Source organism: Marinoscillum sp. MHG1-6, assembly GCF_024714475.1.
In the GTDB taxonomy this organism is placed as follows: domain Bacteria; phylum Bacteroidota; class Bacteroidia; order Cytophagales; family Cyclobacteriaceae; genus JAMZMI01.
In genome coordinates this window covers 692,246-714,039 of sequence record NZ_JAMZMI010000001.1, presented here as the reverse complement: position 1 = coordinate 714,039, position 21,794 = coordinate 692,246, and the positions used below count along the sequence as shown (strand labels likewise).

At 42.5% G+C, this 21,794-nt stretch carries 20 protein-coding genes; 8 read left to right on the top strand and 12 right to left on the bottom strand.

All coding sequences use genetic code 11. The features are described from left to right. Window positions 1–113: 113 nt before the first annotated feature. Genes NXR94_RS03115 through NXR94_RS03105 form a run of 3 tightly spaced genes read left to right on the top strand, consistent with a single transcriptional unit; the run spans window position 114 to window position 4,640 of the window. Window positions 114–3,038: an FAD-binding and (Fe-S)-binding domain-containing protein gene (locus tag NXR94_RS03115; RefSeq protein ID WP_258103111.1), complete on the top strand. Its 2,925-nt coding sequence runs from the start codon at window positions 114–116 to the stop codon at window positions 3,036–3,038. Between the two features lie 25 nt (window positions 3,039–3,063). Beyond that, the gene (locus tag NXR94_RS03110; RefSeq protein ID WP_258103110.1) at window positions 3,064–3,747 is read left to right on the top strand and encodes a TlpA disulfide reductase family protein; all 684 of its coding nucleotides are present in this window, start codon (window positions 3,064–3,066) and stop codon (window positions 3,745–3,747) included. 2 nt (window positions 3,748–3,749) lie between these two features. After that, entirely contained in the window at window positions 3,750–4,640 is an 891-nt protein-coding gene (locus NXR94_RS03105; protein WP_258103109.1) for a patatin-like phospholipase family protein, read from the top strand. Here NXR94_RS03105 and NXR94_RS03100 read toward each other — a convergent pair. Beyond that, window positions 4,631–4,930 carry a hypothetical protein gene (locus NXR94_RS03100; RefSeq protein ID WP_258103108.1) on the bottom strand — a complete coding sequence of 100 codons (300 nt, stop codon included), beginning with the start codon at window positions 4,928–4,930 and terminating at the stop codon, window positions 4,631–4,633. The two genes, NXR94_RS03105 and NXR94_RS03100, sit on opposite strands and share 10 nt — an antisense overlap. A 102-nt stretch (window positions 4,931–5,032) precedes the next feature. Here NXR94_RS03100 and NXR94_RS03095 point away from each other — a divergent pair, with 102 nt between their 5' ends. Together NXR94_RS03095 and NXR94_RS03090 are read left to right on the top strand one after the other, a co-directional pair. Beyond that, window positions 5,033–5,803 (top strand): AMP nucleosidase, encoded by a 771-nt coding sequence (locus NXR94_RS03095; RefSeq protein ID WP_258103107.1) that lies wholly within the window; start codon window positions 5,033–5,035, stop codon window positions 5,801–5,803. A gap of 4 nt (window positions 5,804–5,807) precedes the next feature. Continuing rightward, a complete protein-coding gene (locus NXR94_RS03090; RefSeq protein ID WP_258103106.1) occupies window positions 5,808–6,284 on the top strand; it encodes an OsmC family protein in 477 nt (158 codons plus the stop codon). A 312-nt stretch (window positions 6,285–6,596) separates the two neighbouring features. On the opposite strand, the gene NXR94_RS03085 is transcribed toward NXR94_RS03090, so the two are convergent. The 3 genes from NXR94_RS03085 to NXR94_RS03075 all read right to left on the bottom strand — a co-directional run bounded on the left by NXR94_RS03085 (window position 6,597) and on the right by NXR94_RS03075 (window position 9,792). Continuing rightward, on the bottom strand, window positions 6,597–7,502 hold the full coding sequence (locus tag NXR94_RS03085) for a DUF4382 domain-containing protein (protein ID WP_258103105.1): 906 nt from the start codon (window positions 7,500–7,502) through the stop codon (window positions 6,597–6,599). Window positions 7,503–7,717: 215 nt separating this feature from the next. After that, complete coding sequence (locus NXR94_RS03080; RefSeq protein WP_258103104.1) at window positions 7,718–8,128, bottom strand: OsmC family protein; 411 nt, start codon at window positions 8,126–8,128, stop codon at window positions 7,718–7,720. A 101-nt stretch (window positions 8,129–8,229) separates the two neighbouring features. Next, complete coding sequence (locus tag NXR94_RS03075; RefSeq protein ID WP_258103103.1) at window positions 8,230–9,792, bottom strand: NAD(P)/FAD-dependent oxidoreductase; 1,563 nt, start codon at window positions 9,790–9,792, stop codon at window positions 8,230–8,232. A gap of 190 nt (window positions 9,793–9,982) precedes the next feature. Between NXR94_RS03075 and NXR94_RS03070 the strand changes: the two genes are divergently transcribed. Next, window positions 9,983–10,804: a hypothetical protein gene (locus tag NXR94_RS03070; protein ID WP_258103102.1), complete on the top strand. Its 822-nt coding sequence runs from the start codon at window positions 9,983–9,985 to the stop codon at window positions 10,802–10,804. Between the two features lie 32 nt (window positions 10,805–10,836). Here the strand turns inward: NXR94_RS03070 and NXR94_RS03065 are convergent, their stop codons facing one another. Then, on the bottom strand, window positions 10,837–14,226 hold the full coding sequence (locus tag NXR94_RS03065; protein ID WP_258103101.1) for a lamin tail domain-containing protein: 3,390 nt from the start codon (window positions 14,224–14,226) through the stop codon (window positions 10,837–10,839). Between the two features lie 77 nt (window positions 14,227–14,303). Between NXR94_RS03065 and NXR94_RS03060 the strand changes: the two genes are divergently transcribed. Both NXR94_RS03060 and NXR94_RS03055 read left to right on the top strand, forming a co-directional pair. Then, complete coding sequence (locus NXR94_RS03060; RefSeq protein ID WP_258103100.1) at window positions 14,304–15,296, top strand: aspartate-semialdehyde dehydrogenase; 993 nt, start codon at window positions 14,304–14,306, stop codon at window positions 15,294–15,296. Continuing rightward, the gene (locus NXR94_RS03055; RefSeq protein ID WP_258103099.1) at window positions 15,296–16,480 is read left to right on the top strand and encodes a hypothetical protein; all 1,185 of its coding nucleotides are present in this window, start codon (window positions 15,296–15,298) and stop codon (window positions 16,478–16,480) included. The genes NXR94_RS03060 and NXR94_RS03055 overlap by 1 nt, the downstream gene beginning before the upstream one ends. On the opposite strand, the gene NXR94_RS03050 is transcribed toward NXR94_RS03055, so the two are convergent. From NXR94_RS03050 to atpE, 7 genes are all read right to left on the bottom strand, one after another. Beyond that, window positions 16,477–17,109, bottom strand: coding sequence for a bifunctional 2-polyprenyl-6-hydroxyphenol methylase/3-demethylubiquinol 3-O-methyltransferase UbiG (locus NXR94_RS03050; protein WP_258103098.1), 633 nt, complete (start codon window positions 17,107–17,109; stop codon window positions 16,477–16,479). The two genes, NXR94_RS03055 and NXR94_RS03050, sit on opposite strands and share 4 nt — an antisense overlap. Beyond that, window positions 17,106–17,912, bottom strand: a complete 807-nt coding sequence (locus NXR94_RS03045; RefSeq protein ID WP_258103097.1) for a hypothetical protein — start codon at window positions 17,910–17,912, stop codon at window positions 17,106–17,108. Before NXR94_RS03045 ends, NXR94_RS03050 begins: the two co-directional genes overlap by 4 nt. Window positions 17,913–17,926: 14 nt before the next feature. Continuing rightward, a complete protein-coding gene (gene atpG, locus NXR94_RS03040; protein WP_258103096.1) occupies window positions 17,927–18,820 on the bottom strand; it encodes an ATP synthase F1 subunit gamma in 894 nt (297 codons plus the stop codon). 11 nt (window positions 18,821–18,831) lie between these two features. Further along, window positions 18,832–20,412, bottom strand: a complete 1,581-nt coding sequence (atpA, locus tag NXR94_RS03035; protein WP_258103095.1) for a F0F1 ATP synthase subunit alpha — start codon at window positions 20,410–20,412, stop codon at window positions 18,832–18,834. Window positions 20,413–20,447: 35 nt separating this feature from the next. Further along, the gene (gene atpH, locus NXR94_RS03030; protein WP_258103094.1) at window positions 20,448–20,993 is read right to left on the bottom strand and encodes an ATP synthase F1 subunit delta; all 546 of its coding nucleotides are present in this window, start codon (window positions 20,991–20,993) and stop codon (window positions 20,448–20,450) included. Between the two features lies 1 nt (window position 20,994). After that, entirely contained in the window at window positions 20,995–21,483 is a 489-nt protein-coding gene (gene atpF, locus NXR94_RS03025; protein ID WP_258103093.1) for a F0F1 ATP synthase subunit B, read from the bottom strand. Between the two features lie 81 nt (window positions 21,484–21,564). Further along, a complete protein-coding gene (atpE, locus tag NXR94_RS03020) occupies window positions 21,565–21,762 on the bottom strand; it encodes an ATP synthase F0 subunit C (protein ID WP_258103092.1) in 198 nt (65 codons plus the stop codon). Between the last annotated feature and the right edge of the window lie 32 nt (window positions 21,763–21,794).

The window sequence follows — 21,794 nt, the reverse complement described above, 5'->3', positions numbered from 1 at the left end:
ATTCTGACAACAGGAATAATTACCTGTGTAAAAGTTAATTTTGCGCCATGAAATGAATCCCAATATGGATTTGGGGTGAATTCTATGTGACTGGAAAAAACGACTTGCTACACATGAATTTTGGTGAATTAGAGAAAAAGCTGGAAGGGGCCCTTTTTACTGACGAGACGACCCGAAAATTATACGCAACAGATGCCTCTGCTTATCGAGAAATACCCGCAGCTGTAGCACACCCAAAAACTGACCATGATCTGGTTGAACTTATCAAGTTCGCCAAAGAAAACCATACATCCATCATTCCGAGAACGGCCGGAACCTCTTTGGCAGGACAGGTCGTGGGTGGCGGAATCGTGGTGGACGTTTCCATTCACTTCGATCAAATCATTGAGATCAACCAAAAAGAAGGTTGGGCCATTGTTCAGCCTGGCATTGTGCGAGATGACCTGAACCGTGCCCTCAAACCTTACGGTTATTTCTTTGCACCGGAAACCTCTACAGCTAACCGCGCCATGATCGGAGGTATGATCGGAAACAATTCCTGTGGATCAAACTCAGTCGTATACGGTAGTACCCGAGAACATCTTCTGGAGGTAGAAGCCCTATTGGCAGATGGCAGCACAGCACATTTTGGCAGCCTGGATCAAAATGCTTTTTTGGCCAAAGCCAATGGTCAGAGCGTAAATGGCGAATTGGAAGCCAGCATCTACTTCCACATCCGTGAAATGCTTTCCAAAGCGGATAATATCAAAGAAATTGAAAAGGAATTTCCTAAGGTATCGATCCCAAGACGAAACACCGGTTATGCTATAGATATGCTCGCCCGCATGCAGCCCTTTAACCAGGAAGGTGACCACTTCAACTTCTGTGGCCTGATTGCGGGATCGGAGGGTACATTAGCCTTTGTAACGAAGGCCAAAATCAAGCTGACCCCGCTAGCTCCTCCTCATAAAAAATTGGTTTGTATTCACTGCGAATCCATTGATGAGTCGCTGCATGCCAACCTGATCGCCCTCAATCATGGGCCTTCAGCCTGCGAGCTGATGGATCACTACGTATTTGAAGCCACCAAGCGTAACGCCATGTACCGGGCTTATCGGTTTTTTGTGGAAGGTGATCCCAAAGCCATTTTGGTGGTCGAGCTAACCCGTGAGACAGAAGAGGAAGCAGAAAAAGTGGCTGCAGCACTTATTGAGGATCTCAAGAAAAACAAGCTGGGCTACTCCTACCCAATTGTTGGCGGTGATGACATCAGCAAAGTTTGGGGGCTAAGAAAAGCAGGGTTGGGTTTGCTTTCCAATGTTCCCGGTGATGCAAAACCAGCCCCTGTTATTGAAGACACTGCGGTTGATGTAAAAGACCTTCCGGCCTTTATTGCTGAGTTCAACAGAACCCTGGAAGGACACGGTCTGTATTGTGTACATTATGCCCATGCAGGGTCTGGAGAGCTTCACCTCAGACCCATTCTCAATTTGAAAACTACTGAGGGTGTGAAGCAATTCAGACAAGTGGCAGAGGACATTGCTACACTGGTAAAAAAATATCAGGGTTCACTTTCAGGAGAACATGGTGATGGTCGACTGCGTGGTGAGTTCATCCCCCAAATGATCGGTAAGCATAATTATGAGTTGATCAAACAGGTCAAGCAAACATGGGATCCGCATAACATCTTCAATCCAGGCAAAATTGTCAATACTCCTCCAATGGACACCAGCCTTAGATACGAAAAAGATCAGGAAACCAAGGAATTTGAAACGATCCTGGACTTTTCGGAAAGCCAGGGATATCTCCGTGCTGCCGAACAATGTAATGGCTCAGGCGATTGTCGAAAAACTGAACTCTCCGGAGGGACCATGTGCCCAAGTTACATGGCCACTCGAAATGAAAAAGATACTACTCGCGCACGTGCCAATATCCTTAGGGAGATGCTCACGCGTTCTGAAAAACCGAACCCATTCGCCCACGAAGAAATCAAAGAGGTTCTTGACCTTTGTTTGAGCTGTAAAGGTTGTAAATCAGAATGCCCATCTAATGTTGACATGGGTAAACTCAAGCAAGAATGGCAATACCAATACTACAAGGAGAAAGGGGTGCCTTTCAGAAACAAATTGATAGGAAACTTTGCCGGTGGAATGAAACTGGCCTCGGCCCTGACCTGGGGTTACAAACTGGCCTTTAGTAATAAACTTACGTCAAGCATTGCAAAATCTGTGATCGGCTTTGCCAATGGGCGAAGCATGCCCGAACTGTCAAAAACCACCTGGGAAAAATGGTTTCTGAAGGAATTCAAACCATCGGTTAGCGCTCGAAAAAAATCCGTCTACATCTTCATTGACGAACTGTTAAACTTCAATGAGGCTGAAATAGGTATTACGACAGTCAAATTGCTGGACAAGTTGGGCTATGAGGTGAAGTATGTTAAGCACAGTCAATCTGCGCGTACATTCTTGTCTAAAGGATTGCTTGAAAAAGCCCGTGATTTGGCAAAGGAAAATATCACACTCTACAAAGACCTTATTTCTGAAGAAACACCACTTGTCGGAGTGGAACCATCAGCCATACTTACCTTCCGTGATGAGTATCCTGATCTGGTGAGAGGTGATGAAAAAGCGGCAGCCCTCAAAATCGGGGAAAACACTTTTATGATAGAAGAGTTCCTTGCCAGAGAACTGGATAAAGGGAACATTGACAAATCGCTTTTCAAAGAGCAAAAACAGCTGATCAAATTGCATGGACATTGTCAGCAAAAGGCGCTTTCTTCACTGACACCCACCAAGAAACTTCTGACGCAGCTTGGAGGTAACGAAGTACACCTTATCCCCTCAGGTTGCTGCGGTATGGCAGGGTCCTTTGGATATGAGAAGGAGCATTTTGACCTCTCTATGAAAATAGGTGAGCTCGTACTATTTCCAACCGTAAGAAAGCAACCGGAAGAAGTGATCATAGCTGCACCGGGTACAAGCTGTCGACATCAGATCAAAGACGGGACAGGCAGAAAATCCATGCATCCTGTAGAGATTCTATGGAATGCCCTGAAATGACATCTATGTCCTAAAATTGACGTGCATGTCGAACAAAACAGTGGGTAATCTGCTTATCTTTAAAATGATTATCACTGCTTTGAATATGAAAGTTTTTCTCACACTTGCATTTGCGTTTCTATTTGCGCTGATCACGGCACAAGCCCAGATCAAGCTGGACCCCTCATATACCTATTACAAAAATGGCAAGGAGGTCAGTTACAAAAAGGGACTGAAGCTTTTGCGCACCGGACAGTACATAGCTGATATTCAGGATGATAACGAGGAAGTTCATATAAAACGCCCTCCTTCTTTAGAAGCGGGAGAATACTTCCCATTTCAGGAAATGGTTGATCTGGAGGGCAACACCATCTCTCCTGATATGCTGGAGGGAAAAGTGGTTGTGCTTAACTTTTGGTTCACCTCGTGCCGACCTTGTGTCATGGAGATGCCCGAACTAAACGAAGTGGTTGAGAACTATTCGGATAAAGAAGTGATCTTTCTGGCATTCGCCAACGATATTGGCCCTGTCGTAACCAAATTCATTGAAAGAAGGCCATTTGATTACACACTGATACCAGGTCATATGACCAAAACAATCAATTTGGGTATCACCATCTTCCCAACGCACATTGTCCTGAACCGTGATGGAATGATTACTGAAAAACTTCTGGGCTACCAGGAGGGCATTGGTCAAAAATTATCTCAGATCATTGATAACAATCTGTAGTTATGTCTAAGAATGTGACACTTGTACTTTCCAGCGGAGGTGCAAGAGGCCTTGCACATATTGGAGTTATCGAAAAATTGTTGGAGCGCGGTTATGAGATTTCCTCCATCGTTGGGTGCTCGATTGGAGCGGTGATTGGTGGCTTTTATTCTGCCGGGAAGCTGGATGAATATCGTGAGTGGGTAGTCAAACTAGACCGGCTCGATGTATTTGGCTTACTTGATTTCACTTTCTCTACTCAAGGATTTGTGAAAGGTGAGAAAATCTTTAAGGTGCTGGAGGAAATTATGGAAGACCAGCAAATTGAAGACCTTAGAATCCCCTATTGTGCCATAGCAACTGATATTAAAGCCAAAGAAGAAGCAGTTTTCAAGACAGGTAGTCTATACAACGCAATGAAAGCTTCAGTGGCTATTCCTACGGTCATTAGACCCGTAAATATTGACGGCACCTATTACGTTGATGGGGCGATAACCAATCCGGTACCAATCAATTATGCCAAAAGGATGAAGGGAGAGCTGTTAGTGGTTTCAGATGTAAATGGTATTTTCCCATACGAGAAATTGGTCGTAGATGAAAAGCTGGAAAAAAAGAAGAAGGAGGATTATAATAAGAAGATACAAAGCTTCCTGAGCAAGTGGAGCAAGCTGCTGCCGGGTGGCGAGTCCGAAACTAAAAATAAGTTTGGTTTTTTTGACCTTGTCAATGACTCCATTGATCTGATGCAAGACAAAATGACCTCGCTGCTGGTAGAAAAATACAAGCCCGAGATGCTTGTACAAGTCTCCAGAAATGCCGCCAGTACCTTTGAATTTTACAAAGCACAAGAGCTAATCGATGCTGGTAAGCATGCTGCAGACCAGGCAATTACCAAATATGAGCATCAATTATAAGAAGGCAATTTAGTAGCCGTCTCATAATGCAGGATGTCCAATAACGCATCTACAACACTTCCCCTACCTTTAAATGGCATCAGTTGTTTATACTTTCCCGCAATCATGGTCGCTGTCTCCATTCTGAATGCCAGGTAGCCATATTTCTTTTGATTACCGCGATCAAAAAGTACGATTTTCATGATCGAAGTACTCAGGCCATCGTCGTAAGTGCAATTGAGTCTCCAGTCTAGCGTGTCACTATGCTCACATATTTTATTAAGTAAATTGACCAATGTGATTTCGTCCATTGGCTTAGAATTTAGTCAATAAAAAATGCCAATGAAAGTTGGTTTGGATATTTTATGATCCCGATAAAAAATGAAGATCTTACGTATTAACGGAAACGGCTTATGAAAACAAAAGACGAAATAGTTAAAAACTGGCTTCCAAGATATACGGGACAGCCACTGGAATATTTTGGTGAATACATACTCCTCACCAATTTCAAGAATTATGTTGAGCTCTTTGCACAATGGCATCATGTTGAAATTCAAGGAATCAATAATAGTATGCAATGTGCCACAGCAGATGGACTCACCATCATCAATTTTGGTATGGGCAGCCCAAATGCCGCCACCGTCATGGACCTGTTATGTGCCATTGAGCCAAAGGCTGTCCTCTTTCTTGGCAAATGTGGTGGACTCAAACAAAAAAATCAGGTGGGGGATCTTATCCTACCCATTGCTGCGATAAGAGGAGAAGGTACCAGCAATGATTATATGCCGGTAGAAGTACCGGCGCTTCCGGCCTTCGCTCTTCAAAAGGTTATTTCAGCAGCTATCAGAGATTATGGTCACGACTACTGGACGGGTACGGTCTACTCTACTAACAGGCGTGTTTGGGAACACGATACCAAGTTTAAGGAGTACCTCACCACGCTCAGAGCTATGGCCATTGATATGGAGACTGCCACCATATTCATTGCGGCATTTGCAAATGAAATCCCCGCGGGAGCACTACTGCTTGTTTCAGATATACCTATGATTCCTGAAGGCGTCAAAACGGACGTTAGTGATAAAAAGGTTACGGCAGAATTTGTAAAAGAGCATCTTAAAATTGGGATTGAATCCTTGAAAAAATTGATCAATCACTCTACAACGGTCAAGCATCTCAAATTTTAATCAAATGAAGACTCACCATTATAAAACCGAAATATCCTGGACTGGAAATCTGGGTAAAGGAACCGCCGATTACACCTCCTATAAGCGCGACCATGTGGTTACCATTAATGGAAAGAGCGACCCTATTAATATGGCCTCTGACCCTGCCTTTCGAGGAGATCCAACACGTTACAATCCGGAAGAACTTCTTGTAATTTCTTTGTCATCATGCCACATGCTTTGGTATCTGCATCTATGTGCCATCAACGATATTATTGTCACTACGTATGAAGATGCAGCCGAGGGTACGATGGAAGAAATATCAAATGGAGGTGGGAGATTTACGAGTGTTACGCTACATCCGAAAATCACAATTGCCAATGTAGATAAAGTAGATTTGGCCTTTAGCCTCCATGAGAAAGCTCATGAACTCTGCTTTATTGCCAATTCCTGCAATTTCCCAATCCATCACCAGCCAAACATCTCTATAGAGGATGAATAAATCCGGAATTCAAAATTACGGATCAAGCAATGTTTCTGTAAGGCAATTGTACTTTCCAAATAACGACATTCCGAGATGAGAATTTCCTCCCTTTCTCTCACCCCGAAGACCACCGAGAAAACAGAGACAGAGTTAACACAAGTCTTATAGGGGTTTATAGCCTTACTTATTTGAGTAAACAGTAACTTTTTGTGTTTTTTGAAGTGACCCCACAGGTTTTAGGATTGATTCTTATGGCTGGAGGGCCAAAAAAGGAAAAAGCCCATGTACGTCTTACACGGGCTTTTTTAACCAACCAATTAAATAAAGTAACTAGAAGTTTAATGTGTCTAGCTCCACAGTTTCTGCTTCTCCGACAATAATGTCGTTGACCATGATAGCTGATAGTCCACTGCTATCTGTAGGAATGATGGCCAGGTTAAAGGTGTCGGTCTCCAATCCTTCGAATGAGAAATATCCTGATATCTCTTCCGGGTAGGTTGTGATGGTATCCTCTTCCCCGTCGATCAAATATGCTATTGATGATACTGAATCAGGTGCCGGGTAAACGAATCCTGTTACCGATCCAAAAAGATCTTCTTCTTCAATCTCGAATAAGTGAGCATAAATCACTGGACTAAGTAAATACTTCTTGTGATTTTCTGCATCCATTACGTGTCCTGCCTCCACTACGGATTTAGATGCATCGAAATCCAGAACGAGTTTGTAATTTTTTCCGGTCTCAATCGGTTCCTCGATTTTGAGTTTAACCCCGGAGGTTTGTCCTGAAGGTGTAGTCAATGCGATCGTATCCCCATCGACAACCACCGCATTGTTCTCACCAAGAATTAAACGCACCTGTTCAATTTCTCCTGTTGGCAGATTAAAATCGGCTAACAAAGCCTCAGTTCCATTATTAAGTTCTAGTAAATCATAAATCATTGGCTCCACATTCACTGAAGTCCAAGATCCCTCATCATCACTTGCAAAACGACTTCCACTTTCTTCTTCAGTGGAATCTTCTTCCATTTCGTCTTCGTCGTCCATCTCCTCCGCGAAAGTTGTATCAAGCTTGTAATCAAAACCGATCACTTCAACCAATACAGCTTCATAATCAGCTGGGTGGTCTATGAGTGTCACTTGCATTGACGCCTCACCTCTTTTCCTAAAGTTTTCATTATCGCTGGTACATCCCCAAAGGACAAGGACGGCCAATATTGTCATTAGAAAATTTTTCATCTTTCTAAATTTTTTGGTTCAAAAAAAAAGATCCCGGGCATTCCACCCGAGACCCCTATTTACCGCCTATGCCAACCGATGTTACCAATCTCATGCCAACGTGCCAAAAAAAATTAAAGCACTGATAATCAGTGCTTTAATTATTGGCATATCTCCAATATTTTCTCATTTTGAGAAAAACCTCCCCGATCAGGGAAATTATTTGGGAGAGGTGATCAATTAAGGGTGTAATCAACGGTAATTTTTGTATCCAATAACTTGGATATTGGGCAATTCTCCTCCGCATCCTTGACACATTTAGCAAAAAGCTCATCACTAATACCATCTACCTGTGCTTTTAAGGTCAGATGCGACCCGGTCACTACACCACTATCGATTGTCACTTCCGATTTCGTCTCCAAAGAAGTGGGTTTAAAACCTGCATCCTCCAGGACTATACTCAACTTCATGGAAAAGCAGCCTGAATGAGCCGCTGCCACCAATTCTTCTGGATTGGTCTCTGTACCATCCTCAAATCTGGAACTAAAGGTATATGGAGTTTGATTAAGGACGGTGGTTTCCGTAGTAAGATGTCCTTTACCACTCTTACCTCCAGTCCACACGGCTGTTGCATATCTTTTTTTCATATTCTATAGGTTTTTATTGTTTATCTGAATTTACAAAGAAATTCTTGGCTTCATAAACAATGTAAGAATTCCCTAAGATTTAAATCCGATTTACACTCCCATTATTTGGCATACATAGCGATGATCTTTTCCATGCACTTTTCACCGTCCATGGCTGCCGAGGCAATACCTCCCGCATATCCGGCACCTTCCCCACATGGAAATAAACGTTTCACTTCGATGTGTTCAAATGTCATTTTATCTCTTGGTATACGAACAGGGGAAGAGGTGCGGCTTTCCACACCAATAAGCTGAGCATCATTCGACAGGTAACCTTTCATCCTTTTTCCAAAAATCTTAAATGCCTGTCTTAACCTACTGGTGATGAACTCAGGTAGCACTTCTCGCATATCGACACTTGTGAGCCCAGGCTGATAGGACGTCTCAAGTAAATCCCTGGAAGTTTTGCCATTGACAAAATCGATCATACGCTGTGCCGGAGCTACCTGACTTTGGCCACCCATTGTCCATGCCCTTTTCTCTACCTCGGCCTGGAACTCCATGGCCGCCAACTCGCCATACTTTTGGAATTCCTTAATGTCTTCCAACTCCACAGCAGCTACCATTCCAGAATTGGCAAAGCGGCTGTCCCGCCTTGACGGACTCATTCCATTTACCACCAGCTCTCCGGGAGAAGTCGCAGCGGGCACGATGAATCCTCCCGGACACATGCAAAAGCTAAATACTCCACGCTCAACATTTTGAAAGTTGGTTTGAGATACCAATGCATAGGAAGAGGCCGGCAGGTAGGGCCCACGGTCTTCGCAATGGTACTGGATGCTGTCGATCACCTGTTGGGGGTGTTCTATTCTCACTCCTAATGCAAAGGGCTTAGCCTCTATCTTTATTTTTCTTTCCCGACAAAGCCTGAAAATATCACGGGCCGAATGACCGGTAGCCAGCAAAACGGCTACCCCTTTCAAATATTCACCATTGTCCAACTTCACTCCTTTCATTTCTCCATCTTCAATGATGAAATCGATCACCTTGCTATCAAACTTCACTTGCCCTCCGGCACGCTCAATGGATTCCCTCAAAGCGGTTACAAGCTTTGGTAATTTATTCGTTCCGATGTGCGGATGAGATTCATAGAGTATTTCTTCTGTTGCACCGTGTGCAACGAGAATCTCAAAGATCCTCCGAACACTGCCTCTTTTCTTCGAACGTGTATAGAGCTTGCCATCCGAATAAGTTCCGGCACCTCCCTCTCCAAAACAATAATTGCTTTCAGGGTTTACCACATGATCTTTGTTGATTGCAGCCAGGTCTCTACGTCGGGACCTAACGTCCTTGCCACGCTCCAGGACAATCGGGTTTAGTCCACCCTCAATTGCTTTTAATGCTGCAAACAATCCGGCAGGCCCAGCCCCCACAATAATCACGGGGTCAGCATTTCTCACATCATAATCTCGCTCAAAGTATTCAACAAACTCTACCTCTGCGGGCGCCGAGAGTATTTCAACTAGCAGATTCACTTTCACGTTCTTCTGCCTGGCATCTACCGACCGCCTTACAATGCGGTGATACTGCCCATCACTCAGCCACTTTTTAGCTTTCAAAAAAGAAACAAGCTGCTCCTCATCAAAACCCACTTCCGGGCTTACTTTCATTTCATATTGTGGCATGCGGCAAAATTATACATCCTATCACAATACATGGAAGGCTATTTCAAATACAACAAAGTTTAATATTTAACTACGCCTGACCACTCAAATAATAACCGTTGACTTGTATCATATATATTCATATCTTATTGGTTATCAGCGGAAAAAGTACAGAACATCTGAATTCTTAAACCCCTAAACCCTAATCATTATGAGAAAAAAATCCGCATTAATCTACACGATGCTACTTTGCTCATTGCTGGTAGCTGTTCCTCTATCTGCTCAGATAGTTAGCGTTAGTACTGCTCACTGGTCTTTCGACAAAGACATCAACATTGATAGTTGGCTGGAGACTGAGACCAAGTTTCATGAAAATGTGACCATGAAAAATGAACACATCAAGGGTGCTAATGTCCTCTATCACTATTATACAGCGGACAATTCAGAAATTCTTTTTGTCTCGGTTTACGAAAATCTGGCTGCCATTGATAAGGCTCAGGAAAGAAACAAGGAATTAATCGAAGCAGCCTGGCCTGATGAAGATGAGCGCAAAGCCTTCTTTAAAAAACAGTCCCAAGCGTACTCCACTATGCATTCGGACGAAATTTACAGTTCGGTACCTGAGTCAAAGACGTTAGAGTCAATGCCTGACACTTCAATGATCTACTACGTCAGAAAAAGCAGAATTGCACGAATGCCTGAGGATGGTTCTATGGATGAGATTCAGGACGCCATGAAAACCTTTAGGGAAAAGGTCATTTTTAAAAATGATGTGATAAAAGCATATTATCCAATGCGACATTTTTATGGTGCTGACAGCCGCGATTTCATAGAAGTATTTGTCGTCAATAGCCTAAGCGATTTGGAAAAAATGGCTGAAATGAATGACAAACTCATCAAAAAGAATTGGCCGAAGGAAGACAAACGAAAAGCCTTTTTTGATATGGTAGGTAAATACTTTGAACCCTGGCATGGCGATTTCATTTACACCAGCGAACCTAAATTGATGAAGATGACCAAAGCAGAAAAATAATACTGCAGGCCCCACCAATTGGTGGGGCTTTATTAATTCCACCCCACTACGACCGTTTCCTTCAGGATTTTTTTCTTCCCATAACCGTCGTAAACTTCAAAAAGCACCACATAATATCCCGTTCTCACAGCCATTCCATGATCATTGGTACCATCCCATTTAATAAATCCTGATGTGGAAAGTGAAGCGCCATTGAGCAACTCTTTGACTATTCGCCCATTTTGATCATATATGTGGGCATTGGCAAATTTCCCTCCTGTTTCGAACTGATAATTGATCGTCGTGAAACTTTGTTGGAGCCCCGAAGTTCCCGGAACAAATACTTTGGGCTCAATTTTTAGTTCTCCAATTTCCTGTGGAGCATCAAAATGCTGAGAGTTAACATAGCCTGGTGTAGCAAAACCAACCATGCTTGAGGCTGATGACCAGTTGTCTTCCTGCTGTGTGGGTGCATCATAATCTACTCTTTCCAGTGAAACACCATCCACACTCCCTAATAGACTTGAATGAAAGTCCTCGTCATAGGTAAACTCATCCAAAATATTTCCTTCAACATCAAGAAGCGCAACAGTCCCATTATCGTTTGGGTAAGTGGGCATGCCATTCATTTCATAAAATTGCTTCGCATTGGCTTTGGGATATTCGATGAATAGCACTTCGGGATCAATCGTTAAAGCAAGGTGTTTAGCCGGAGCTATGATCTTCTCGTTTTGAGAAATCAGACTGGACTGAATCAAATATCCTTCGTCTCTTCTCGCCAACTGCCAGCCTTTCAAATCAAAGTAGCGATCAGTATTATTATAGAGCTCAACAAAATCAACACCCCCTGTTCTCGGGTTGAAAAGTATTTCATTAATCAGCACCTCCATACTGTCAACCTGATCGGGCCTTACGAAGGTAGAGGTGCCGGATTTGATGCCATTTCCATTACAGTCATAAGCCCTTTTGACAACTAATTCATATACCTTATTAACCTGTAGTTCCTCCTCAAACCTGACAGTCAAAAAATGTCGATCAATCGGCTCCTGATCAATGCTTAAAACATTCAAGACCGGTTTTGTTACAATTTCAATATTGTGAACAGCCCCATAGTCTAAATGTTCATTAAACGACAGCCTGATAGTATTCTCACCAACAACCACAGCTTCCAATAGCTCGGGCCCCATGTTATCAGGAATATTTTCAGTATTAGAATTTTTTTGTCCTGGAGTACCGCCTTCAGCACTTCGCGAGCTACCCCATACCAACCTATCACCACAGGGATTATTTACATCTTTCAACTCAAGAGCGTAACCTCCCTTATTTTTTCTCTCATCATGCCAGTCTTTAGAATAAGTTACTGAGGTGATTAATGCACCTGCTGAAATCAATGACAGGGATTCCCCGGAATTGTTCAAAGAAGGAAAACCGGAAAGGCCAAGAGCATCACCCAGTTTGTGGAACTTCGTCTCTGCTGAACTCCTACAAAGAATAAGATATTCTCCCGGGTTAAGATTTCCACCATCAAAATGAGCTGTATCCTTCTGATCAGTTAAGCTGAGACCGGCAAGAGACAGGATTTCATTGGTAGCATTAAAAATCTCCAGGTACTCTTCCTCTGGCAAATCAGAAATCACAGGGTATTCATCCGCCATGATTTCGGTGATCAATATTTCATTGAATGCGGAAGTTCTCCCCACACCAAACTCAATTTCACTTGTCAGAACATTGCCCTCACAATCTTCAACCAAAGCGATTTGTAATGAATAAATGGTCCCCGCTTGAATGTTTTCGGAGAAACTCAAGGTCAATTCCTTAGACTGATCTCCATTTGCCTCCACCTTCTCAATCATCAATCCCGGAATGCCGTAATCGCCATTGATAAGGCTGAGACTATCCATGGACTCATTAAAGATGACTTTCAGCTCTTTCGAGTTTAGTAATTCATAACTAGCTACTGAAGGAGGTTCAATATCAGGAGAATCATCAAATCCAGAATTTTGCCTACCAGGTGTGCCTCCGGAAATGTCTGAAGATGCTACATAATTGGATTCACTGTTACATGCCAGGTAAGGATTAATTTGTTCAAAGGTTACTCCATTCAAGGACGGCGAGCTGTAGACAATCTCATCAATCACCCTACCCATCGGGTTTAGCAGGGTAATGCTACTGTTACTCTGATTGAGTGAAGGAAATCCGGACACACCAGCAGCATTGCCATATTCCTCAAACAAAGAAACGCTCGTCGATTTACATAATATTAAATAACCGCCTGGATCGAGAATGAGACTATCCAGGCCAGCCGTGCTTTCAGTGGTGCCGGTAGCACTGACTTCTTTGATTTGAAATCCTGATAGATCAAAATATAGATCAGTTGTATTAAAAAGCTCAATAAATTCTGCATTCGGAAGAGCAATCACCGGGTCAGGGTCCACCATAAATTCGTTTATGACAATGTCTCGTTCTTCCGGAACGCTCAAAACAAGGTAGTGGAATTGTAGTGAGCTGTTTTCGGCGATCACATTTCCACTGATATCCTCAATGTTGCTGACTAACAAATTATAGTTTCCACCATTATTCAGGGAACTGACCCTCAGCTTAACCTGACTGGAGTCAGCGGGTATTATTGTGGCTTCCAGAATTGATATTCCATCAATAAAATAATTTGCTTCTAGCTCCGCACTGATAGTGTCCACCTTCTCACTAAAACTTACTGATAGTTCTGTGCTTGAAAGAGGATTTACATCAAGAAGAAACGGAGCGTCATTGTCAGGAAGCTCCCCCTCATAAACCTGAAGATCATCTAAAAAATGTCCATTTACAGCGCCATTCAAAGAAGACTGTACGATAAGGAATCCAAAATATGATGCAGACGTAAATGTGCCATCGGCCATTGTGCCTGCCACCGTATAAGTACCTAGATCTCCGTCATCGTATTCAAGTTGCCAAACATTATTGATGGATCTTGTTATTCGAATCCTAAAAGGATTACTTGAACTACTGTTAAAAAGATTATCTCCGGCATCTATTAATGGTTCGGCTATACCATTAGTGCTCTTGTATAAAACAACCTCATCATTTGTATCTCCAAATCGAACGAAATAGCCATTGATGGATGCACTCGTAAGGTCCTCCTGATCAGAAATTAGGTAGACGTCAAAATAGTTGGCACTGGACGTTGCAAATTTCAAGTCGAGGAAAAACTCCCATGTTGCGTCGTTAGAAACAGTAGAAGGTGTACTTAGGTAATAGGTACCCAGGCCTCCAAGATCAGGATCATTATTTGAGTTGAGTTGACCATCTACCACATTAAAAGCTGAGGCACTACCTGCCCAAACCGGATTAGATGTAAAATCTCCATCCGAAAAATCATCCAAAACCTGTGCATTAGCGTATAGAGAAAAACAGAGTATTATCGCTGAAAATGTGGTTCTTACGGTCATCCTTTAGTAAATTCGCCGTTCGTTAATAGCTGGAATTCTTATTCCACACAACGTTAATTAAAACAAAAAACAAAATCATGAAAATCGCTGTTGTTGGAGCAACCGGACTAGTAGGACAGGAGATCCTCAGAGTCCTTGAAGAGCGAGAAGTGCCCTTCGATGAACTATTGTTAGTAGCCTCTGCTAGATCTGCAGGTAAGAAGGTTAGTTACAAGGGCAAGGAATACACAGTGATCGGTATGCAGGAAGCTGTAGATCAGGCTCCTGATATCGCTTTATTTTCTGCTGGTGGCGGCACTTCATTAGAGTGGGCTCCGAAATTTGCAGAAGCTGGAACAATCGTAGTTGATAATTCATCTGCGTGGAGAATGGACCCAACCAAGAAACTGGTTGTACCGGAGGTTAACGGTGACGTGTTGAGAATTGATGATAGAATTATCGCCAATCCTAACTGCTCTACCATACAAATGGTATTGCCCTTGAAGCCTCTTCACGCAAAGTATGGCATCAAAAGAATTGTCGTTTCGACTTATCAATCTGTGACCGGAACTGGTAAAGCAGCTGTTGATCAAATGATGAACGAACGTGCGGGTACCGACGGTGACATGGTTTACCCATACAAAATTGATATGAACGTACTTCCTCACATTGACGTGTTCCAACCTAATGGATACACCAAAGAGGAAATGAAAATGATCAATGAGACGAAGAAGATCATGGGTGACGATAGCATTGAAGTAACTTCAACATGTGTACGTATCCCTACTATGGGAGGTCATTCTGAGTCTGTTAACATTGAGTTTCATAAAGATTTTGACTTGAAGGAGTTGACCAATCTGATGGCCGAAGTTCCCGGTGTGGTCATAGAGGATGATCCCGCAAACAATGTTTATCCAATGCCATTGAATTCTCATGGAAAGGATGAAGTGTTTATTGGCAGAATCAGAAGAGATGAGTCTCAGGCAAACACCGTAAACATGTGGATCGTCGCCGATAACCTTAGAAAAGGTGCTGCTACGAACGCAGTTCAGATTGCACAATACCTGATGGAGCACCATTTGGTGTACTAATGTCAGAAAAACTTCAGCGGCTGACCAACCCTGTTTTTCAGGATTTTGTTATCCAAAATGAACAGGTTGACATCAATGATCTTATTCTCGGAAAAACTCCGGAATCAATTGATGCCAGGGAAGCTGCAGAGCAAATATTAAGCAGGAGGAAAGCCAGGGAAAAGCTACCTACATGGTATGCCACTTCCGGATTGGTCTTTCCTCCTCCTCTTTCCATAGAACAGTCTTCTTCGGAACAAACGGCCTTATACAAAAAGACCATTCTTCAGGGCCAGCACCTTATCGATCTAACCGGTGGAATGGGAGTAGATCTTATCACATTGAGTGAAAATTTCAACCGGGCGACCCATGTTGAAATTGACCCGTGGTTATCCTCGGTTTTCAAGTATAATGCCTCAAAACTTACCAATTCTTCTATTCAATCATCCAATCAAAGTGCTGAAGATTTTTTAGGTGGATTTGAAGGGAGAGCTTCCTTTTTTATAGATCCGGCTAGAAGGGATTCTGACAAAAAAAAAGTCTTCTTGTTTGAAGACTGCAGCCCCAATGTGGTAAGCCTGTTGAATTCATTTAGAGAAAAGGCCCAACAAGTTCTGGTCAAAGCCGCTCCGATGATTGATATTAAGTTGGGCATTCAACAATTGAAATTCGTGAAGGAGGTTCATGTAGTCAGTCTGGAAAATGAATGTAAGGAAGTGCTCTTTCTGCTTGATTTTGAAATGGAATATGAACCGGAAATACATTGCATTAACCTCAAAAAAGGTGGCATGGAATCTTTTCGATTCCATTATCAAAATGAGAAAGACACAGAAGTCGTTTATTCCCCCCTCCTGAAATACATTTACGAACCTAATGCCTCGATCAGAAAGGCAGGAGCGTTTAAAGCTATCGCCTCACATTACCAGCTCAACAAGGTCGCTCCCAACACCCATTTATATATTTCAGAAGATCTGAATCCTTCCTTTCCCGGTCGGATATTCGAAGTACAATCAGAGGTGAATAAGAGAAACATTAAAACATTATTTCCCAATCAAAAGGCCAACGTGATCTCAAAGAATCATCCGCTTACATCGGAACAACTCAAGAAGAAATTGAACTTGAAAGATGGTGGGGAGCAATTTGTATTAGCATTCAGAGACCAATCCAATAAGCCTCAAATGGTGGTCTGTACTCGCATAACTTAATCTTCCGCAAGCATTACAGGCATACTGTCCTCAGGGAGCTGATAAACACTATAGAACACCCACTGGTTTAAAAACACACTAGTCCTTGTTTTCTGAAAACCATGTGCTGTAAATACACTATCGAAGTCCAGAAGTTTATCACCTTCCAATTTGGCTGTAACACGAAAAAACAAATACATTAGTTTGATCAAAAAGCGTTGTGCCACGTTTCCTTTTCTAAAATCAACGATATGCATTTGCCCTTTCGGGTGTAATTCATTTTTCGCCTTTTGAATAATCAAGGACAGATTTTCAGCATTAAACGAATCAAGAAAAAAGGGAAACACTACAGCATCATACTTACCGGAAGGTGACCAGTTCAAATAGTCCCCCTGAACATATTTCACTGTTGCACTCGTTACTCTCCTTCGGGCTTTTTCGAGCATTTTATCAGAGAGCTCAACAAAATCTACCTGACATCCCGGTTCAATCCTCTCTAGTATCATTCCCGATCCGCCTCCAACAATGAGTACACGCGCATTAGATTTGATAGATTTAGCTGGTGCCATTTGAATGTCCTTCCACTCCCGACCAAAAACGAATTGGGCAAGCCGATCATAAATGAAGGCAACACCATTGAAATTGCTCACCAGAGAAAAATTACCGGAACATAAAAAACCGCATCACCAACGAGACGGAACCGTTCGTTAATGTTGAAGTAGGAAGGCCAATAGTCAACGATTGCCAAGACACCTGTCATCATCAGGTAGCTCAACTGAATAAAAAAGATGCCATGACCCAAATTCAGTCCAATAACGCTGAGCACTGCTGATAGCAGTATCAATGCTTTTATCAAAGTATCCGTGTTACGCAGCCCAATTCTTATAGCTATTGATCCAAAACCCTGACCCGTATCCTCCTCAATGTCAAAACGAGAAAATATCACAAGGTTAATCAACGCGATAATAAAGAGCTGAACTACCATCATCGTATCCGAAGCATCAAGTCGATTCAACATGGAAAGAGGCGCCAAAAAAATACCTATGGCGTAGCCGACAGCCACCAGCACCTCCTTAACCCAAAGTCTCTTAAAGAAAAACACCAGTAGAAGGTAACTAATGCAAGATGCACTGAGTACTGCACCTGATCTAAGCACTTCTCCTGGAAGAAATGGGAGATTCAAAATCGCCAGGATAAAAATTAATCCTCCAATGAAAATAAGGACCTTATAATATTTCTGATGAAACCGTCTTCTTGGTGATCCCTCTGCCTGAGCAGAATCAATGAGATGATCCGCTGTGTAAATCAACCATACAGCCGCTGCCAGGGCAAAGTAAACCGTTAATTGTATCTCCTGTGAATAGTGTTTTTCAAGAAATGCTAAAAAAACAATGGCTCCCAGAACAATGTCCAATGAGAGCCATCTAAAGTATTTATAGTATCGAAAAATCAAAGTGCGTCGGATTATTATCCTCCCTGGGCAAGTGCTTCTGCTCCACCTACGATCTCCAATATCTCTTTTGTAATCGCTGCCTGACGTGTTCTGTTATAAGTCAGTTTAAGTTCCTTCAAGAGTTCACCCGCATTATCAGTTGCCTGATCCATGGCCGTCATCCTTGCACCTTGTTCTGCCGCATTTGATTCAAGCAGAGCCTTATAAAACTGGACTTTCAACGATTTTGGGATGATCTCAGAGAAAATAAATTCCTGAGAGGGTTCATAGATATAGTCAGTCGACGTACTCAAATCTTCCTCTCCCTCTGAAGTTGCTTCAATTGGCAATAACTGCTCTACCTGAACTATCTGAGTTGCTACGTTTTTGAACTCATTATAGATCAATTCCACCTTATCAAATTCTCCTTTGATGAAGCCATTCATGGCTACATCGGAAGCTTCCATAGAATGTGTAAAGTCCAAATTATGGAAAATAAGGTGATGCTCATCAATCACGTTAAAGCCACGCTTGGTGTAGAAGTCATTGGCCTTTTTACCTAAAGGCAAAATCGTCAGGTTGCCTGCTCTTTCTACATCTGCATACTTTTCCGAGATAACCGCACGAACCTGCTTAAAGATGCTACTATTGAATCCACCACACAAGCCCCGATCTGACGTAACCACAACCAACAAAACTTTGTTGACAGGTCTTACCTCAGCGTAAGGATTCTCAATACTCGAAGTATCTACCCCGGCAGAAACATTCCCGATAATTTTCGAGAGCTTCTGAGAATAAGGTCGCATTTGGGTAATTCTGTCCTGAGCCCTCCTCAACTTCGCCGCCGCCACCATTTTCATGGCTTTGGTGATCTGTTGAGTCGAGGTAACCGACTGAATCCTTCCTTTTACTTCCTTCAGGTTTGCCATTTCGCTTTAAATTATGCGTTGTATCTAGATGCAAGATCTTTAGCTACTGTCGCCAAAGTTCCGGTACCTTCGTCCGTTAATTTACCTGCTTTTAATTCAGCTAACACATTTGCGTGCTGAGCCTTAAGCGATGTAATAAATTCCTTTTCGAACTCTTTAACTTTTGATTCAGGAACCTTATCAAGAAACCCTTTAGTGGAAACATAAATGATCGCTACTTGCTCTTCAACAGGTGAAGGAGCGAATTGCGGTTGTTTAAGTATTTCCTGATTTCTTCTACCTCTATCAATTGTTCTTTTTGTCGCTGCGTCAAGGTCCGAACCAAATTTTGCGAATGCCTCAAGTTCACGGAACTGAGCCTGGTCAAGCTTCAACGTACCCGCCACTTTCTTCATTGATTTAATCTGAGCATTACCTCCAACACGAGATACAGAGATCCCAACGTTAATAGCAGGTCTGATACCCGCATTGAACAGGTTAGTTTCAAGGAATATCTGACCATCCGTAATGGAGATTACGTTCGTCGGGATATAAGCAGAAACGTCACCGGCCTGAGTCTCAATAATCGGAAGGGCTGTCAATGATCCACCACCTTTTACTTTTCCCTTCAATGACTCTGGAAGGTCATTCATATTAGCCGCGATCTCATCATTATTAATGATTTTCGCCGCTCTTTCAAGAAGTCTTGAGTGCAGGTAGAAAACGTCTCCCGGATATGCCTCACGCCCCGGAGGTCTTCTTAGAAGAAGGGAAACCTCACGGTAAGATACCGCCTGCTTAGAAAGGTCATCATAAACAACCAAAGCCGGACGTCCGGTATCACGGAAGTACTCACCGATGGCTGCACCTGTAAATGGAGCAAAGAACTGCATAGGAGCAGGATCAGAAGCCGAAGCATTAACGATCACCGTATATTTGTCTGCACCTGCTTTTTCCAAAACAGAAACAATACCTGCAACAGTTGAGGCCTTTTGTCCTACTGCAACATAAATACAGTATACAGGCTCTCCTCTGTCATAAAATTCTTTTTGATTGATGATAGTATCAATTGCAACCGCGGTTTTACCAGTCTGACGGTCACCAATGATCAACTCTCGCTGACCTCTACCAACAGGAATCATTGAGTCAATCGCTTTGATACCTGTCTGAAGTGGCTCACTTACCGGCTCTCTGTAGATTACTCCAGGGGCTTTTCTTTCGATTGGCATTTCGAATAGCTCACCGTCGATAGCTCCCTTACCATCAATTGGGTTTCCAAGCGTGTCAACAACCCTTCCACACATTCCATCACCTACTTTAACCGATCCAATCTGGCCAGTTCTTTTAACAGTGTCACCCTCTTTTACCTCAGACGAATCACCTAAAAGTACAGCTCCAACGTTGTCTTCTTCAAGGTTAAGTACAAGTGCTCTAAGCCCGTTTTCAAATTCCAACAACTCACCAGCTTGCGCTTTGGAAAGACCGTAGATACGAGCCACACCGTCCCCTACCTGGAGTACGGTTCCAACTTCTTCTAGTTCAGCTTCAGTTTTTTGATTAGAAAGTTGCTCTCTAAGAATCGCTGACACTTCATCTGGTCGAACGTCTGCCATAATTTTTATTGTTTAGTGCCACAAGGGCGAATTAGTTATACTTTTTCCTTTTGAAACTTTAATTCTAAATCTTTCAATTTGCCTTTGATGCTATCGTCGATCTGCTGATCACCCAGTTTGACCACGAATCCACCAATGATTTCCGGATCTACCTTCTCGACAATAGAAGGTTTCTTCCCGGTGACATCTGCAATTAGTTTTTCGAACGCCTTTCTGGTTTTAGCATCGATTGCTACAGAGGTTGTTACCACAGCCTCCTGAATACCTTTCTTGTTGTTATATAGCTGAATGAATTTAGATGCGATATCAGGCAACAGACTTTCTCTATTCTTCCTCGCAATGATCTGAAGGAAAGAAGCCGTCAGGTCAGTTACTTTGCCCTTGAAAATCTTATCAAGGATATCAGCCTTTTTGAGGTGAGGAATGATCGGGCTTTTGAGCATTAAGATAAAATCCCTGTTGGATTTACATATCGCCAGAAAACCATTGATGTCCGAAAATACATTTTCCAATTTGCCCTGCTCCTCTGCCAGCTCCAATAATGGCTTAGCGTATCGTATCGCTATTTTGGTAGTAGACATCCTAGTTTACTTTTACTTCCTTTAAGAACTTATCAATTAGTTCAGTTTGAGCCTTATCGCTAGCAAGCTTTTCTCTTAGAACCTTCTCTGCAATTTCCAGAGACAATGAAGCTACCAGGCTTTTCACTTCAGCAAGTGCCGCCTTTTTCTCACTTTCAATGCTAACTTTTGCATCTGCAATCATTTTATCAGTGATCACGGATGTTTCTTTTTTAGCATCCTCTTTAATTTGGTTAGCCACACCTACAGCTTCCTTCAACATCTTATCTCTTTCGATACGAGCTTCCTGAAGCAAATACTCATTGTCCGCTTTAACCTGCTCCATTTCGGCTTTAGCATTTTCTGCAGCCTGAAGAGAATCTTCGATAAAGCTCTCACGAGTTTTTAGGGCACTTACGATTGGCTTCCATACAAATGCAGCGAGTATTCCGAATACGATAAGGAATACGATGGTTTGCCAAATTATTAATCCTATCTCTGGAGTAACCATATGTCTTAATTAATGTAAAAAGTTAAAGACCTGATCTTGAAGCCTAATGCTAACAAGATCAGGTTAAAGTAATTTGAATGATTAGCCGATTGACAAGAATCCAATTACAGCTGCGAAAAGAGCCACACCTTCAATCAAGGCTGCAGCGATAATCATTGCTGTTTGAATTTTACCAGCAGCTTCTGGTTGTCTTGCAATACTTTCAGTGGCTGATTTACCGATCAAACCGATACCTAAACCAGCACCTAGTACTGCCATACCTGCTCCAATTGCTCCCATTTTACTATTTATTTATATGGTTAAAAATGCTA